Origin of the sequence: Hyphomonas pacifica (genome assembly GCF_000682675.1) — a bacterium.
GTDB lineage: Bacteria > Pseudomonadota > Alphaproteobacteria > Caulobacterales > Hyphomonadaceae > Hyphomonas > Hyphomonas pacifica.
On sequence record NZ_AWFA01000023.1, the window covers coordinates 144,460 to 160,854 of the forward strand.

Consider the following 16,395-nt stretch of genomic DNA (forward strand, 5'->3'; position numbering starts at 1 on the left):
ATTATGGGCCAAGGACCACTTAATGGCGTTCGCATTGTGGAATTTGCCGGAATCGGGCCGGGGCCTTTTTGCGGCATGTTGTTGTCAGACCTCGGCGCAGATGTGATTCGCATTGATCGTCCGGGTGATGGCCGACCGGGTAGGGCCGCTGACGTAATGGGTCGAGGACGCCGCTCTATTGGGCTGAATCTTAAGGACCCAGCCGATGTGGAAGTTGCATTGAAATTGCTGGAGAAGGCTGATGGTCTGATAGAAGGATACCGGCCTGGCGTTATGGAGCGCAATGGCCTAGGGCCGGAAGACGTGCTCAAGCGCAGTCCAAACCTCGTTTATGGTCGCATGACAGGCTGGGGCCAGCATGGCGCACTTTCACACTCCGCAGGCCATGATCTGAACTATATTGCCATCACGGGGGCCCTGCATGCGATGGGCGACGGAAATAGTCGGCCGCGGCCACCACTTAACCTTGTAGGCGATTATGGCGGGGGTGCGCTTTATCTCGCCATGGGCATGCTGGCGGGTATTCTGAACGTCAAGAATGGCGGTGAAGGTCAGGTGATTGACGTGGCCATGTCCGATGGCGCTGCCTCATTGGCCGCGATGTTTTATGGAATGAAAGCCGCTGGCATATGGACAGATGATCGTGAGTCGAATCTTCTCGATGGCGGCGCACATTTCTACGACACGTATGAGTGTGCGGATGGAAAATGGATCTCCATCGGGTCTATCGAGCCGCAATTCTACGCCATACTGCGTGAGAAGGCTGGCCTGACTGATACGTCATTCGACGCTCAGATGGACAAATCCAAATGGCCTGAGCTGAAGCAAAAGGTCATGGATGTCATCAAGACCAAGACGCGGGATGAGTGGTGCGAGATCATGGAAGGCACAGACATTTGTTTTGCGCCAGTTCTCTCCATGACCGAAGCACCGGCTTACAAGCACAATGCAGACCGGCAGACCTTTGTTGAAATCGAAGGGGTAATGCAGCCTGCGCCAGCGCCGAGATTCTCTGTGACACCGGGCGCCATTCAGGGCCGGCCGGCAGGGCTTGGCGAGCATACAGACGAGATTCTCAAGGATTGGGATGTGAGCCGCTAATGAGTGCTTTGCCGGGAACTACCGGTAGGCGTCGTATATATCTGATGCGCCATGGGTTTGTGGATTACACCTCTAAAGAGGTGCGCGACACGCGCGATCCATCCGTGGCGCATCTGACAGAGCAGGGTGAGGCAGAAGCCCGTTCTGCAGGTGTTGCCCTGTCGGAAGTAGAGTTTGACCTTGCGATCTGCTCAGGTCTTCGCCGGACGCGCCAAACTGCAGAGATTGTGCTGGCGGAGCATCCAAATGCTCCACCGCTCGAAGAGGATGCGCGATTCGGAGAGCTTCGCTCTGGCCAATACATTGACTTCAAATCTCCAGAGCATCTGGCCGCGACGATGACTTTCACTTTTGAAAACGCAGGAAAGCCTGATGCGACCTTCCTGCCTGGGGGTGAGAAATTCGCCGATGCCATGGTGCGCATCGAAAAAGGTTTGCGCGCCTTGTTGTACCGACCAAGCTGGGCCTGCGCGCTGATCGTGGCGCATGAGGTGGTTAATCGCATGGTGCTGGCTTCTGTGATCGGAGCTCCGCTCGGGGCTTGTTCTGGCTTTGAGCAGGATACGGGATGCATCAACATTATCGATTTCGATCTGGTGCCAGACGACGATAATGCAGGCACGCGGATAGAACGCGGTATGATCAAGGCCGTGAACCTTACACCGGCGAACTATCTCAAGAATGGCATGAATCTGCGTAGCCTGGAGGCCATCTTCACGCGTGCAGAGGACTGAGCCCTGCGTGAACATGAATGAAACACAACGCGTCTGCGCGTAGCTGTTCAGATTGATCTGCTATTAATCCTAATTGTTAGGCCTGAGCTTTAGGCAACCGCTTCGGGTTTTGGTCTAACGTCCTTCTTGCTGAACTTGGCCGCCCAATGGGCGGCCATTTTTCTTGCATCGGCGCAAACAGGGCTTAGGCTCCAGTCTGAAAACTGGAGAATATATTACAGATGATTAGACATCTCGCCTTGGGTGTGTCCGTTCTGGCTTTGGTTGCTTGCAGCCCGTCAGCCCCGAAATCCGAACCCGTTCCAGAGACTGAACAGGAGGCGGTGGCCACGCCTGCGGAGATTCATGAACGCCTGATGGTGCTTGATTCGCACTTGGACACTCCGGCCAATTTCTCAAAACCTGATTTTGACATCATGGCTGACAATCCCTCTAAGTTGGGGCAGGTGCAGGTAGACCTGCCAAAAATGAAACGGGGCGGTCTGGATGGTGGTTTCTGGGTCATCTTTACACCTCAAGGCCCGCTTGATGACGCCTCTTATGAATCTGCCAAGAATGCAGCCCTGCATCGGTCTGACGAGATCATTCAGATGGTCGAAGCCCATCCGGATAATTTTGAGCTGGCTTACACGGCTGACGACGCCGCACGTATCGTCGGAGAGGGCAAGCGCGTCGTTTATCAGTCCATCGAGAACAGCTACCCACTCGGAACCGATATTTCGTTACTGCAGACGTTTTACGACAAGGGCGTACGTCTCATCGGGCCTGTCCATTTCCGTGACAACCAGTTTGCCGATAGTGCAACTGATCTTGAGGCCAATGATTATGGCGGTCTCACCCCGCTGGGGGAGGAGCTGATTCGGGAAGCTAATCGGCTCGGCATGATGATTGATGGTTCACACGCATCTGATTCGACCGTGGAAGACATCATGGCCATATCGACTACGCCAATCTTCCTGTCACATACGGGCGTGCGCACGCTCTTTGATCATCCTCGCAACGTAACGGACGAACTGCTGAAGAAGGTCGCGGATGATGGCGGCGTGATTCATATCAATGCCTATGGCAGCTATATCGAGAATTTGGAGCCGAGCCCGGAGCGCAAGGCTGCTATCGAAGCCGTTCAGAAAGAATATAATGCGGCCTCAGAGGCTGGCCTGACGGATGAGCAAATGGCCGATTTCCGTAAGCGCTATGAGGCAATTGATGCCGAATTTCCGGCACCCCTGTCCTCATTCGACGTGTTTATGGACCAGATGCTCTATGCCCTTAAACTGGTTGGACCAGACCATGTTGGCATGGGCGCCGATTGGGATGGTGGTGGCGGTGTTGAAGGCATGGAAGATGTTTCCTTTCTGCCGAAAGTGACCGCGCGTCTTCTGGAAGAGGGTTATACCGAAGAAGATCTGGAGAAAATCTGGGGCGGTAACATGCTGCGGGTTCTGCGCGAGGTTGAAGCTGCCAAGAAGAAGTGATCACAACAGGGCGCTGAAGAAATTCGGCGCCCAATGAGGTTGATGCCTTGCAAACACCTTTCGGCCTATGTATGAGGCCCCTTTCCAATTCACGCGCATTTTCGCGCCAAACCACCGGATACCTGTCATGGCAGTCCCCAAGAGTAAAAAGTCGAAGTCCCGCCGTGGCATGCGCCGCGCCCACGACCGTCTCGACATGAACACATACATTGAAGACGCAGACTCCGGTGAGCTGCGTCGTCCGCACCACGTCGATCTGAAGACCGGCATGTATCGCGGCCGTCAGGTTCTTGAGCCGCGCGACGATATCTAAATTGCCCGCTGTTGCGCTTTTGTGCTGACAGCCTTAAGGGTTCGAGCGCCTCCTGCCACGCAGGGGGCGCTTTTTCATATGCACTTACAAAGGGAATAGTCACCCATGAGCGAGATCATCGACATTCATGCCCGGGAAATACTCGATAGCCGGGGTAATCCGACTGTGGAAGTGGATGTGACGCTGGAAGACGGTTCTGTAGGCCGCGCAGCTGTGCCATCCGGCGCGTCTACAGGCGCCTATGAGGCTCATGAGCAGCGCGACGGTGACAAGTCCCGCTATCTGGGCAAAGGCGTCCTCAAAGCGGTTGATGCTGTTAATGGCGAGATCTTTAACGAGCTTGCCGGCCTGGATGCCACCGAGCAACGCATGATCGACATGCTCATGATCGACCTGGATGGCACAGAGAACAAGTCTCGTCTGGGCGCAAACGCTATTCTAGGCGTGTCCATGGCGATGGCCAAGGCGGCAGCAGAGAGCTCTGCCATGCCGCTCTACCGGTATATTGGTGGACCCAATGCACGCGTTCTGCCGACGCCCATGATGAACATCATCAATGGTGGCGCACATGCGGATAACCCGATCGATATTCAGGAATTCATGGTCATGCCGGTAAGTGCGGAGAGCATGGCCGATGCGATTCGCATGGGCGCTGAAGTCTTCCACGCCCTGAAGAAGACGCTGCATGATGCAGGTCACAACACCAATGTGGGGGACGAAGGCGGGTTCGCGCCGAATCTGGCCTCAACAGATGAGGCTATTGGTTTCATCATGAAGTCCATTGAGAAAGCTGGCTACAAACCTGGCGAAGACATCGCCCTGGCTCTGGATGCTGCTTCCACCGAGTTCTACAAGAACGGTAAGTATGAGCTGGCTGGTGAAGGTAAATCGCTCAACTCCGATGAATTCGCCGCCTATCTGGCAGACCTCTGCAGCCGTTATCCGATTATGTCTGTCGAAGACGGCATGGCTGAAGATGATTGGGATGGCTGGGTTGCGTTGACGGAAGCCATTGGTGATCGCGTTCAATTGGTTGGCGACGATTTATTCGTGACCAATCCGGACCGGCTGTCCATCGGCCTTCAGAAGGGCGCAGCAAACTCAATCCTTGTGAAAGTGAACCAGATTGGCACGCTTTCTGAAACGCTGGATGCTGTCGAGCTTGCGCACCTGCATGGCTATACAGCCGTAATGTCTCACCGATCTGGTGAAACAGAGGATTCGACGATCGCGGATCTCGCAGTGGCCACGAATTGTGGTCAGATCAAAACAGGCTCTCTTTCGCGTTCGGATCGGATAGCAAAATACAACCAACTGATTCGGATTGAAGAAGAGCTAGGCCCAATTGGTATCTATGCGGGCCGTTCTCGCATCAACGCTGAATAAAAATACTAGACCGTGACGGCCAATCTGCGCTGTCACGGTCTCTTAACCATAACTGTATTAGCTAATAGGTATGAAATCCCGATTCGGGGCCGCTGGCCTTTGTCTTCTTGTGCTCTATTTTGCTTACCACGCCTTTGCGGGGGAGAAGGGGCTTGGTCGGTGGTCAGATGCTCAGATAGAGCTGGAAGACCGCAAGACGGAACTGGCCCGGATCGAGACGGAAATCACACGTCTTCAGACGGATATTCGTCGTCTTACGCCAGGTTCTGTCGATCCGGACTTTGTGGAGGCAATGGCTCGCGAGAAGCTGGCTTTTGTCTACCCAAACGAGGTCGTTTTGCTTGTGTCTGAACGGACCCCTGCAAATTGACATAGTTGATCTGACTTGTCGTTGCGTATCTGCGCCTACATAAGTCGGTAAAGGGATGGAGCGATTTATGGCGACAAAATCTAAGAGTACCAAAAAAGCACCCTCTAAGGCCAGCAAGGCCGAGATGCTGAAATACTACCGCGACATGCTGCTGATCCGGCGATTCGAAGAGAAGGCCGGACAACTTTACGGCATGGGAAAGATTGCAGGCTTCTGCCACCTCTATATCGGCCAAGAGGCGGTCGTGACAGGTATGCAGTCTTGCCTGAAAGAGGGTGACCAGATCATCACCGGCTATCGCGATCACGGCCACATGCTGGCTTGTGACATGGACCCGAAAGGCGTTATGGCGGAGCTCACCGGGCGAACTGGTGGCTATTCCAAGGGGAAGGGCGGCTCAATGCACATGTTCTCCAAGGAAAAGAATTTCTATGGCGGTCATGGTATTGTGGGCGCCCAGGTTCCCATTGGTACGGGCCTCGGTTTCGCGAACAAATATCGCGGCACAGACAACGTTGCCGTGGCTTATTTCGGGGATGGCGCCGCAAACCAGGGCCAGGTTTACGAAGCCTTCAATATGGCCTCGCTCTGGGATCTGCCTGTAGTCTACGTGATCGAAAACAATATGTACGCCATGGGTACAAGTGTTGCCCGGCACGCTTCCGAGACTGAGCTTTTCAAGCGCGGCATATCCTTTGAAATAGAAGGTGAGGAAGTCGACGGCATGGATGTGCTGGCTGTCCGCGAGGCTGGCGAGAAAGCCGTGAAATATGCGCGCTCCGGCAAGGGGCCTTATATTCTGGAAATGAAGACCTATCGCTATCGCGGTCACTCCATGTCTGATCCGGCCAAATATCGCAAACGCGAGGAAGTAGATGACATCCGCTCGCATCACGACCCGATCGAAGGCCTGAAAGGCCAGATTCTTGAGCATGGTCATGCCACAGAGGACGAACTCAAGGACATCGACAAAGAAATCAAAGCTATCGTGAAGGAAGCTGCGGACTTTTCACTGGAGAGCCCGGAGCCTGATCCTTCCGAACTCTGGACGGATGTCCTCAAAGACGTAGAGGTCGCCTGATGCCTCTGGAACAAACGTCGCGTCTGATAGTCATTCTGTTTTCCGGAGCCAATTAATGTCCGTCGATATTCTTATGCCCGCCCTGTCTCCGACCATGGAAGAGGGCACTCTATCCAAATGGCTCAAGAAGGAAGGGGATACGATCTCTTCCGGTGATGTCATTGCCGAAATTGAAACCGATAAAGCCACGATGGAAGTCGAGGCGGTTGATGAAGGGACACTCGCCAAGATACTCGTTCCGGAAGGAACCGAAGGCGTGAAGGTCAATGCCGTCATCGCCGTGCTGGCTGAAGAGGGCGAAGACGCTCATTCTGTCGAAGCAAAAGGGGATGCGGCGAGCGCTGACGCGAAAGAAAATACGGCCTCTTCCGACAAGGAAGAGTCCTCTGATGACTCAGAGAGTAAGACCGAGCAAGCCGAAGCGCCCAAGGCAAAACGGCTGAACGATCCCAGTATTCCGGAGGGAACATCTTTCACGGATACGACCGTTCGCGATGCCCTGCGTGATGCCATGGCCGAAGAGATGCGACGTGACGAAGCCGTATTCGTCATGGGCGAAGAAGTAGCCGAATACCAAGGGGCCTATAAGGTTACGCGTGAGCTGCTTCAGGAGTTTGGCTCCAAGCGCGTCGTCGATACGCCGATCACGGAGCATGGCTTTGCGGGTCTTGGTGTTGGCGCTGCATTTGCCGGCCTCAAGCCAATCGTGGAGTTCATGACCTTCAACTTCGCCATGCAGGCGATTGACCAGATCATCAACTCTGCCGGCAAGACACTCTATATGTCTGGTGGCCAGATGGGGTGTCCGATCGTGTTCCGCGGCCCCAATGGGGCAGCCTCCCGCGTCGGTGCTCAGCACAGCCAGGATTATTCGGCATGGTATGGTCATGTTCCCGGCCTGAAAGTCGTTGCCCCTTATGATGCGGCCGATGCCAAAGGCCTTCTGAAAGCGGCTATTCGCGATCCGAACCCGGTTGTGTTTCTTGAGCATGAGCTGCTCTACGGGAACAGCTTTCCTGTGCCTGACCTTGACGACCATGTGTTGCCTATCGGCAAGGCAGCCATCAAGCGTGAGGGCACAGATGTGACTCTGGTCGCGCATTCGCGTATGGTTGGCTTTGCCCTTGAAGCCGCCAATATTCTGGCAGAGCAGGGGATCGATGCTGAAGTTATCGACCTGCGGACCATTCGTCCGCTGGATACCGACACAGTGGTCGAAAGCGTGAAGAAAACGAACCGCATCGTTTGCTGCGAAGAAGGCTGGCGCTTCTTTGGTGTTGGCGCGGAAATCGCTGCGACCGTCACGGCAGAAGCCTTCGACTATCTCGATGCCCCGCCGGCCCGCGTGCACCAGAAAGACGTGCCGCTGCCTTATGCTGCCAACCTCGAAGCCATAAGCCTTCCGGATGCTGACGACATTGTCGCCGCCGCCCGCAAGGTTTGCTACGTGGACTAGGAGACAGACATGCCGATCAATATCACCATGCCCGCTCTATCTCCCACGATGGAAGAGGGCACTTTGTCTAAATGGCTCGTCAAGGAAGGTGACACAATCTCCTCCGGCGACGTCATTGCCGAGATCGAAACCGACAAAGCGACGATGGAAGTCGAAGCTGTCGATGAAGGTACCATGGCGAAGATCCTGGTTGAGGCTGGAACCGAAGGCGTCAAGGTCAATGAAGTGATTGCGGTGCTTGCGGAAGAGGGAGAAGACGCCTCTTCGATTGATGCGCCCGTAAAATCGGATTCGCCCAAGAAAGAAGAGCCCAAAAAGGAAGACGCTAAGGCAAAGAAACCTGCTGAGGAGTCGAAACCCAAAGAGAAAAAGCAGGAACCGTCAAAGTCTGATACCCCTTCCGGCACGAAGCAAATTGCTTCCACTCCGCTGCCGTCAGCAAACACGGATAACGGCCGCATCAAGGCTAGCCCGCTGGCACGCCGCATTGCCGACATGAAGGGCATTGATCTCAAGACCCTTGAAGGGACCGGTCCGCGCGGCCGTATCATCAAGCGTGATGTCGAGAGCGCCAAGCCTGCCGCATCCAAATCCTCCGGCACGCCGACTCAGCCAGACAGCCTGATCCTGCCGCAAGTGCTTGACGACCGCATATACGCTCCGGACACATATGAGCTTGTGCCGTTGGATGGCATGCGCAAGACCGTTGCCAAGCGGCTGACAACCAGCTTCATGCAGGTGCCTCACTTCCCGCTGAATGTGGATGTTGAGCTCGATAAACTGCTCAGCAGCCGGGCGGCAATCAATGCGGCCGCCAAAGATGGTGTGAAGATATCTGTCAATGATATGCTGATCAAGGCGGCTGCGCTGGCCCTGAAAGACGAGCCGGATTGCAATGCGTCCTATACGGACAATGGTATTGCCTATCACAAGCATGCAAATATTTCGGTCGCAGTTGCTATTGATGGCGGCCTGATCACGCCTGTTGTCTTTAAGGCGGAAACCAAAGGCCTTGCCGAGATTTCTGAAGAGATTAAGGATCTTGCCAGCCGCGCCCGCGAACGGAAGCTGAAGCCGCAGGAATATACCGGCGGTACATTCAGCATTTCCAATCTCGGCATGTTCGGCATCAAGAGCTTTGCCTCCATCATCAATCCGCCTGAAGGCATGATCATGTCCGTTGGGGCAGGGCAGAAGCGCGCCGTGGTCGATGACAAGGGCGGTATCGTTGCCCGCACGATCATGACCGTTACCCTTACCTGTGACCACCGCGTCATTGGCGGGGCGGAAGGCGCTAAATGGCTCCAGGCCTTCAAGCGCTACGTTGAAACGCCGGAGGCGATGCTGCTTTGATCCGGAACGCGGCCGCTACACTGATGTGCCTTCTGGCAGTTGCAAGCTGCGAGCAAGAGACATCAGAGAGACACTCCTCCGCAGGGATCAACGAAACGCAAATTCGTCTCATCGCAAATGATCTTGCCGTTGAAAAAGGCATGAATCTGCTTTGCGAGGCGAACGGTGAAGACAATCTCAGCACCTTCATGGAAGAGCTGCGCCATAGTGGCATTTCCAAAGAGGTCAGGGAGAGCATCGCGGCAGACAGCGTCGTGATGATGAACAAGATCAGTACTGAAGAACCGGAATATATCTGCACGCCGGAAATGTTCGAAAGTTCAGCCATACGGGTCGCCGAGGCCCGGAAGAAATGGGACGAGATGAGAGGAATTACTCAATGAGCACCCAATACGACCTCATCGTGATCGGCTCCGGTCCAGGTGGCTATGTTGCGGCCATCCGCGCAACCCAACTGGGCATGAAGACTGCTATAGTCGAGCGGGAAAGCCTTGGAGGCATTTGTCTGAACTGGGGGTGTATCCCGACAAAGGCGCTGTTGCGCTCTGCCGAAGTTATGCATCTTGCCAAACATGCCAAGGATTTTGGCCTGAAGATCGACAAAGCAGATTTTGATCTGGAGGCTGTGGTCAAACGCTCCCGCGGTGTAGCCAACCAGTTGTCCACTGGCGTGAAGTTCCTGATGAAGAAGAACAAGATCGATGTCATCGAGGGCACCGCGCGCTTGGAAAAAGGCACGCCTGCGCCGAAGGTTATCGTCAAGGGCAAAGACGACAAGGAAACGAGCTATCAGGCCAAGCATGTCATGCTGGCAACAGGCGCTCGTGCGCGAGACATTCCTCAGGCTGGCCTCGTTGCCGACAAGAAGCTGATCTGGACATACCGCGAAGCAATGACACCGGACGTGATGCCCAAGCGCCTGCTCGTCATCGGCTCTGGTGCTATCGGCATCGAATTCGCCAGCTTCTATCATGAACTTGGTGCAGAGGTAACAGTGGCCGAAGTTATGGACCGTATCCTGCCGGTTGAGGACGAAGAGATTTCAAAACTCGCCGAGAAGGATTTCAAGAAGCAGGGCCTGAATATTGTTACGGGCGCAAAGGTCGAAAACCTGAAAGCCGGAAAAGATACGGTGACGGCGGAAATCACTGACAAGTCCGGCAAGAAGGAAAAGAAGGAATTCGACCGCGCTATCCTAGCCGTCGGGATTGTCGGCAATGTCGAAAATCTTGGACTGGAAGATCTGGGCGTCAAAGTCGAGAAGACCCATGTTGTCGTGGACAACTTTGGACGCACAGGTGTCAAAGGTCTTTACGCAATTGGCGACCTGACGGGGCCGCCATGGCTCGCGCACAAGGCGTCTCATGAGGGCGTTGTCTGCGTGGAAGGCATTGCGGGCGCGGAGCATGCCGAAGCGTTTGACCCCTGGAATGTTCCGGGTTGCACCTATTCCCATCCACAGGTCGCCAGCGTTGGTCTTACGGAAAAGGTTGCCAAGGAAAAAGGCTACGACATTAAAGTTGGGCGTTTTCCCTTTATCGGAAACGGCAAGGCCATCGCCCTGGGTGCCAGTGAAGGTCTCGTGAAAACCATCTTTGACAAGAAGACTGGCGAATTGCTTGGCGCGCACATGATCGGCGCTGAGGTGACAGAACTGATCCAAGGCTATGTCATAGCACGGCAGGGTGAACTTACGGAACGGGATCTCATCCACACGATCTTTCCGCACCCGACCATTTCCGAAACCATGCATGAATCCGTTCTGGATGCCGAAGGACGCGTCATACACGTCTGATCTCTATCTCGGACCATAGCCATAAGGGGAAACGGTGCGTCTGAAACTGCCAATCGGTCCGGGCGCGCTTGTGGCAGCGGCCTTTATTGGCCCTGGTACCGTGACAGCATGCACCGTGGCGGGTGCCAGCTTTGGCTATGCACTTGTCTGGACACTCGTTTTCGCAACGTTTGCCACCATCATTCTTCAGGAGATGTCGGCACGACTGGGCCTTGCGGCTGGCATGGGGCTCGGGGCTGCGCTCGTGCATCCATCGAACGGGATGGTCTTTCGCTGCATCGCCATTCTGTTAAGCGTGTCTGCGCTGGCTGTCGGCAATGCAGCCTATGAAGCGGGAAACCTTGCAGGTGGCGCGCTTGGTATTGAAGCCGTCACCGGCAGTTTTGAATCACCCAAAAACATCGTGGTTCTGGGCTTAAGCCTTCTGGCTGGCCTGTTCCTGTATTTCGGCAAATACAGCCATATTGAAAAGCTACTCATCGGCCTTGTCCTTTTGATGAGCCTTGCCTTCGCCGGTAGTGTCATCATCACGCGGCCGGACTTCGGGGCCTTTCTGGCTGGGCTTAAGCCTAGTATTCCGGACACAGGCTTATTCACGGCGGTTGCGCTGATTGGTACGACAATCGTGCCGTATAACCTTTTCCTGCACTCTTCTTCTGTGAGAGAGAAATGGCTTGGCGATACAGGGGCCGCTATCAAGGAAGCCCGGAGAGATACTGGATTATCCATTGGCCTGGGCGGCCTGATATCCATCCTTGCCCTGACCACTGCTGCGGCGAGTCTTTACGGTAGCGGTCTGACGATCAACTCGGCGCGCGATATGGCAATGGCCATAGAGCCCTCATATGGTCCGGTCGCGCGCTATATGGTGGGCGCAGGATTGTTTGCGGCAGGGCTGTCGTCTTCCATTACCGCACCCTTGGCCACCGCTTACGCCATGAGCGAAATCATGAAAGTGAAGCGCAATGGGGCGGGCTTTCGTCTCATTGCGCTGGCTGTCCTTCTTATCGGAACTCTTGTAGCGATATCTGGCGTGAGGCCCGTCAGCGTCATCATGTTTGCCCAGATCGCAAATGGCCTGCTCCTGCCTGTACTGGCGAGTTTTTTGCTAATCTTGATGAACCGGAAGGCTTTGCTGGGGGCACATGCCAATCGTCTGCCGGCTAATCTGATCGGCAGCTTCGTCGTGATAATATGTTTTGGCCTCGGCTTGAGACTGGTGCTGCGCGCCTTAAATATCTGGCCATGACCCGCACAATCTGCCTGAACGCTGATATCGGAGAATTGCCTGGACACAACGGCCGGGCGATGGACCGCGCCATTCTGGATGTCGTCAGTCGTTGCAACATTGCCTGTGGGGGCCACGCAGGTGACGAAACTAGCATGGGCCAGACCCTCAAGGCAGCCAAAGCACGTAATGTGATTGCCGGCGCACATCCATCTTATCCTGATAAGGAAAATTTCGGACGTCTCAGCATGGCCATGCCAGCCGAAGAGTTGAAGGACACTCTACGCCAGCAAGTGCGCACCTTTCTGCGTATTGCGCTAGATATCGGCGCGCCTGTTGAGCATCTCAAACCGCATGGCGCGCTTTATAATGATGCCGCACGTAATGCGGGCCTCGCGTCCATCATAGCAGCTGTTGCGCGTGAGGCCCGGCTGAATGTTTTAGTGGGGCCTCCGAATAGTGAGCTTTCCCGTGCCGCGGCAGAGTTTCATTTGAACTACCTTCCGGAAGGATTTGCGGATCGTCGATATCAGGCTGATGGAAGCCTCACTCCGCGGTCTGAACCAGGTGCCGTGCTGAAGGACATAAAAGACCAGATTGCGCAGGTTCTTGAATTCGTTGATCAGGGGTCTGTCAAAGTCGCAAGAGGCGAACGGATCCTGATGAAGGTTCGAACCATCTGCCTCCATGGTGATACTCCGGGGGCGATACAAAGTGCAATGGAGCTGCGCGCCGCATTGCATGCGCACGACATAGAGATTGAAACGCCGACCTTATGATCTTACAAAAAATCCTTGCCTGCGGCGATGATGCCTACAGGCTCATGCCATCAGATAATCATCAGCGCCACGCGATCGCAGAAGCGCTCCGCAGCAAGGGTGTTTGGAGCGAAGTTGTCGTCGGTCGTGAAAGCGTGACCGTTCAGTATGATCCCTGTGAAACCTCGCCAGAGGCTACCAGGAAGCTTATCCTCAGTGCTTTGGATCAGGTGAACCTGGTGACGCAAAAGAGTGCCAGCTCCGTTACTTTACGTATGCGGATTGATGAAAAGAGCGCGCCAGAGCTTGTAACTTGTGCAGAAGCCAATGGCCTGTCCGCAAATGAATTCCTTGATCGGATAACCGGTTCAGACCTGATGGTAGATATGCTGGGCTTTGCGCCGGGATTTGCATATGTCTCTGGCGTTGGTGATGCTCTGGTCGGGAAAAGGCTTGAGCATCCGCGCCAGCTAACGCACGCGGGATCAGTTGGATTCATTCAGGGATTCCTGGGGATCTACGCATTGGATGGTCCCGGTGGGTGGCCCATCATAGGGCAAGTTTCGGAGCGTCTTTTCGACAAGACGTCAGACAATCCGGTCCTTCTTGCGCCTGGTACGCGCATCAAACTGGAAGTGTCGCAATGAGTCTCGAAATTATTCAGGCTAGCCCGCAAAGTACGCTTCAGGCGACGCCGAGAACCGGTATGCGCCATGTCGGCATTCCTGCTTCCGGGGCAGCTGATCCCGTGTCTCACGCACTGGGCGCCAGACTGGTCGGGAATGATATCAGCTGCGCGTCAATTGAAATTACGTATGGGCCGTTTGAAGCCGTTTTTCATTGCAATGCGCACATCAGTCTGACAGGCGCCGTTTCAGAGGCCCATATTAATGACAAACCTGTCCCATTTCATGAGACACTTAAAGTCCGCAGCGGTGAGACCCTGAAACTTGGACATCCTACCGCCGGCTTGCGGACCTATGTGTCCGTGGGCGGAGGGCTCAAGGGAGAGGTGTTCGCATCCAGTCCTTCTACATATCTTCCGGCGCATCTCGGCGGGTTTGATGGCAGAGCTCTCATGTCGGGGGATGTACTGGCGATTGGTGAGGCGAGTTTTCATTTGCCAGACGAACCACTCAGAACGCCGTCTGAGTTGCAACTGCCGTTTACTAACGCATTTGCTCTGCGCGCGACATCTGGACCAGATTTTCCTGATCGTAAGACTGACTTCTGGTCACGGAGTTTTTCGGCCACTCGCCGAGCCAGTCGCATTGGAATCGAACTGGATGGCGATTTCCCTACGCTCGAGTTAAACCGCAACCTTCCGAGCGCCGGGATTTTCCCTGGCGCCTTGCAACTGCCTCCACAGGGAAGGGGGTTCCTGTTGCTTCCGGATTGCCAGACAACCGGAGGCTATCCGCACATCCTGCAGGTAAATCGATCAGATCGGCACCTGATGGGGCAGATCAGACCCGGCGACTCCGTCATGTTCCTGAAGCGAACACCCGATGAAGCGGCCGCTGACCTCAAACAGAAACAGGAATTGCTGTTGACCTGGATGCCGGATTTCCGACTGTAAACGCCGGAGCAGGGGTAAACGAAATCTTACTCCAGCGCATACAGCCGCCGAGGGCCTGATAATCAGACAGCATACTCATGCGCCGTAGGCCGAAGAAACAAGACAAAACGATGCGCGCTCAAAACCGCATACAGGGTCGGAAGTTTTGATATATAAGTCGCATAATCAACATTATGGGAAATGGCTCTTCAGGCTTATATAGTGAATTCAAGGCTTAAGCCATCAAATCCAGGAATAACGCCTTTGGGTAATTCCCGCTCCAGGGTCCTGTAATCCAAGTCTACGTGCATATTGGTCAGCACAGCCAGTCTTGGATTGATCTCGCGGATCCATTCCAGCGCCTGGTCCAGATTGGCGTGCGATGGATGCGCTGTGTAGCGTAGCGCATCGATGATGAACGTATCGACGCCCTTGAGGGCTTCCAGGCTTTCCTCAGGCAGGCCATTCACATCATTGCAATAGGCGAGATTGCCAATGCGAAACCCCATGCAGCGTATACGCCCATGCTCCATATCAATGGGCAAAATGTCGAAGCCGCTAACTTCAACAGATTTGAGCGGCTGCAAATCCTCCTGAAGGTCTAGAATGGCCGGATAGCCGCCCTTCCCCTCAAAGCAATACGCGAAACGTTTGGTCAGTGTGCTGCGGGCTTCCGCGCTCATATAGGTCGGAATGGGTTTCCGCATCTTAATAAATAGCGGCCGCACATCATCAATGCCGTGACTCTGGTCTGCGTGGTCATGTGTGTACACGATCGCGTCCAGATGTCCGATCTCAGCATCCAGAAGCTGCTGGCGCAGGTCCGGCGACGTGTCGATCAGCACATTCGTTATATTGCCTACATCGTCAAAATGCTGCGCCAGGGCTGAGCAGCGTGTCCGGCGATTGCGTGGTTCTGCCGGGTCACACGCGCCCCAATCGCCTCCAACCCTTGGCACGCCGCCAGAAGACCCTGTGCCAAGCAAGGTGAATACATTCCTCGCCATTATGCGCGAACCTTCGAGAACAGGCGCTGAGCGTTCTCGTCCGTCACCGCGATCACCTCATCGACCGGTATGTCCTTCAATGCTGCCAGCGCTTCAGCGACATGGCGCAGATAGGACGGCTCGTTGCGCCGCCCTCGCATCGGCACCGGCGCCAGATATGGACAATCCGTTTCCAGGATGATGCGGTCCATCGGCACTTCGGCGATCACCTCTCTGACGTCACGAGCGCTCTTGAATGACAGGATGCCCGACACGGAAACAAAACCGCTGAGCGCCAGGCCGCGCTGCGCAAGCCGCAAGCCGCCCGTATAGCAATGCAGCAGAGGCACAAATTCACCGCGCGCGAATTCCTCCTCCAGAATATCGCCCATCATGTCGTCGGCTTCGCGTGTATGCAGGATCAATGGCAGGCCGGTTTGGCGTGCTGCTTCGATATGGGTTCTTAGACTTTTGACCTGCGCGTCTTCCGGGCTGTAGCCATAATGGAAGTCCAGGCCGGTTTCTCCTATCGCCACAACTTTCGGATTCTGTGCGCCCTCGACCAGCGCGTCTACGGTCAGATCGGTAAAGTCCTTGCTGTGGTGCGGGTGGACGCCGATGGAACACCAGATATCTGGTTGCGCCTCTGCGATCCGCAGGACGGCCGGAAAATTATCCAGACGGTCGCAGATCGCCAGCATGCGCTGGACGCCGCTTGTGCGGGCGCGCGCAAGAACATCTTCCAGGTCTTCCTCGAAGGGCTCGCCGTGCAGGTTTACATGGGTATCAAACATGTCTGCG

Annotated in this window: 17 protein-coding genes; 15 read left to right on the forward strand and 2 right to left on the reverse strand. The window is 55.0% G+C overall.

What is annotated here, in order from left to right; translation table 11 throughout:
• Positions 1 to 3: 3 nt before the first annotated feature.
• From HY2_RS09015 to HY2_RS09085, 15 genes are all read left to right on the forward strand, one after another.
• The gene (locus HY2_RS09015) at positions 4 to 1,101 is read left to right on the forward strand and encodes a CaiB/BaiF CoA transferase family protein (protein WP_034826833.1); all 1,098 of its coding nucleotides are present in this window, start codon (positions 4 to 6) and stop codon (positions 1,099 to 1,101) included.
• 44 nt (positions 1,102 to 1,145) lie between these two features.
• Positions 1,146 to 1,835: a histidine phosphatase family protein gene (locus HY2_RS09020; protein ID WP_233346252.1), complete on the forward strand. Its 690-nt coding sequence runs from the start codon at positions 1,146 to 1,148 to the stop codon at positions 1,833 to 1,835.
• A 221-nt stretch (positions 1,836 to 2,056) separates the two neighbouring features.
• Positions 2,057 to 3,310, forward strand: a complete 1,254-nt coding sequence (locus HY2_RS09025; protein ID WP_051594868.1) for a dipeptidase — start codon at positions 2,057 to 2,059, stop codon at positions 3,308 to 3,310.
• Between the two features lie 127 nt (positions 3,311 to 3,437).
• Complete coding sequence (gene rpmF / locus HY2_RS09030) at positions 3,438 to 3,623, forward strand: 50S ribosomal protein L32 (protein ID WP_034798733.1); 186 nt, start codon at positions 3,438 to 3,440, stop codon at positions 3,621 to 3,623.
• A 105-nt stretch (positions 3,624 to 3,728) separates the two neighbouring features.
• The gene (gene eno, locus HY2_RS09035; RefSeq protein ID WP_034826836.1) at positions 3,729 to 5,009 is read left to right on the forward strand and encodes a phosphopyruvate hydratase; all 1,281 of its coding nucleotides are present in this window, start codon (positions 3,729 to 3,731) and stop codon (positions 5,007 to 5,009) included.
• A 70-nt stretch (positions 5,010 to 5,079) separates the two neighbouring features.
• Positions 5,080 to 5,379, forward strand: a complete 300-nt coding sequence (locus tag HY2_RS09040; protein ID WP_034826837.1) for an FtsB family cell division protein — start codon at positions 5,080 to 5,082, stop codon at positions 5,377 to 5,379.
• A 67-nt stretch (positions 5,380 to 5,446) separates the two neighbouring features.
• On the forward strand, positions 5,447 to 6,460 hold the full coding sequence (gene pdhA, locus HY2_RS09045; RefSeq protein ID WP_034826838.1) for a pyruvate dehydrogenase (acetyl-transferring) E1 component subunit alpha: 1,014 nt from the start codon (positions 5,447 to 5,449) through the stop codon (positions 6,458 to 6,460).
• A 55-nt stretch (positions 6,461 to 6,515) separates the two neighbouring features.
• A complete protein-coding gene (locus HY2_RS09050; protein ID WP_034826840.1) occupies positions 6,516 to 7,916 on the forward strand; it encodes a pyruvate dehydrogenase complex E1 component subunit beta in 1,401 nt (466 codons plus the stop codon).
• A gap of 9 nt (positions 7,917 to 7,925) precedes the next feature.
• On the forward strand, positions 7,926 to 9,269 hold the full coding sequence (locus HY2_RS09055; protein ID WP_034826842.1) for a pyruvate dehydrogenase complex dihydrolipoamide acetyltransferase: 1,344 nt from the start codon (positions 7,926 to 7,928) through the stop codon (positions 9,267 to 9,269).
• A 140-nt stretch (positions 9,270 to 9,409) separates the two neighbouring features.
• Positions 9,410 to 9,652 (forward strand): hypothetical protein, encoded by a 243-nt coding sequence (locus tag HY2_RS09060; RefSeq protein WP_146617165.1) that lies wholly within the window; start codon positions 9,410 to 9,412, stop codon positions 9,650 to 9,652.
• Entirely contained in the window at positions 9,649 to 11,064 is a 1,416-nt protein-coding gene (gene lpdA / locus HY2_RS09065) for a dihydrolipoyl dehydrogenase (RefSeq protein ID WP_034826846.1), read from the forward strand. The genes HY2_RS09060 and lpdA overlap by 4 nt, the downstream gene beginning before the upstream one ends.
• Positions 11,065 to 11,098: 34 nt before the next feature.
• Positions 11,099 to 12,313 (forward strand): Nramp family divalent metal transporter, encoded by a 1,215-nt coding sequence (locus tag HY2_RS09070; RefSeq protein ID WP_034826848.1) that lies wholly within the window; start codon positions 11,099 to 11,101, stop codon positions 12,311 to 12,313.
• Positions 12,310 to 13,071 carry a 5-oxoprolinase subunit PxpA gene (gene pxpA / locus HY2_RS09075; protein ID WP_034826850.1) on the forward strand — a complete coding sequence of 254 codons (762 nt, stop codon included), beginning with the start codon at positions 12,310 to 12,312 and terminating at the stop codon, positions 13,069 to 13,071. The genes HY2_RS09070 and pxpA overlap by 4 nt, the downstream gene beginning before the upstream one ends.
• Complete coding sequence (locus HY2_RS16785) at positions 13,068 to 13,697, forward strand: 5-oxoprolinase subunit B family protein (protein ID WP_051594869.1); 630 nt, start codon at positions 13,068 to 13,070, stop codon at positions 13,695 to 13,697. The genes pxpA and HY2_RS16785 overlap by 4 nt, the downstream gene beginning before the upstream one ends.
• Positions 13,694 to 14,629, forward strand: a complete 936-nt coding sequence (locus HY2_RS09085; RefSeq protein WP_034826852.1) for a 5-oxoprolinase subunit C family protein — start codon at positions 13,694 to 13,696, stop codon at positions 14,627 to 14,629. The genes HY2_RS16785 and HY2_RS09085 overlap by 4 nt, the downstream gene beginning before the upstream one ends.
• Before the next feature lie 194 nt (positions 14,630 to 14,823).
• On the opposite strand, the gene HY2_RS09090 is transcribed toward HY2_RS09085, so the two are convergent.
• Together HY2_RS09090 and HY2_RS09095 are read right to left on the reverse strand one after the other, a co-directional pair.
• Positions 14,824 to 15,615: an MBL fold metallo-hydrolase gene (locus tag HY2_RS09090; protein WP_034826854.1), complete on the reverse strand. Its 792-nt coding sequence runs from the start codon at positions 15,613 to 15,615 to the stop codon at positions 14,824 to 14,826.
• Positions 15,615 to 16,388, reverse strand: a complete 774-nt coding sequence (locus tag HY2_RS09095) for a TatD family hydrolase (protein WP_034826856.1) — start codon at positions 16,386 to 16,388, stop codon at positions 15,615 to 15,617. The genes HY2_RS09090 and HY2_RS09095 overlap by 1 nt, the downstream gene beginning before the upstream one ends.
• Positions 16,389 to 16,395 lie beyond the last annotated feature (7 nt).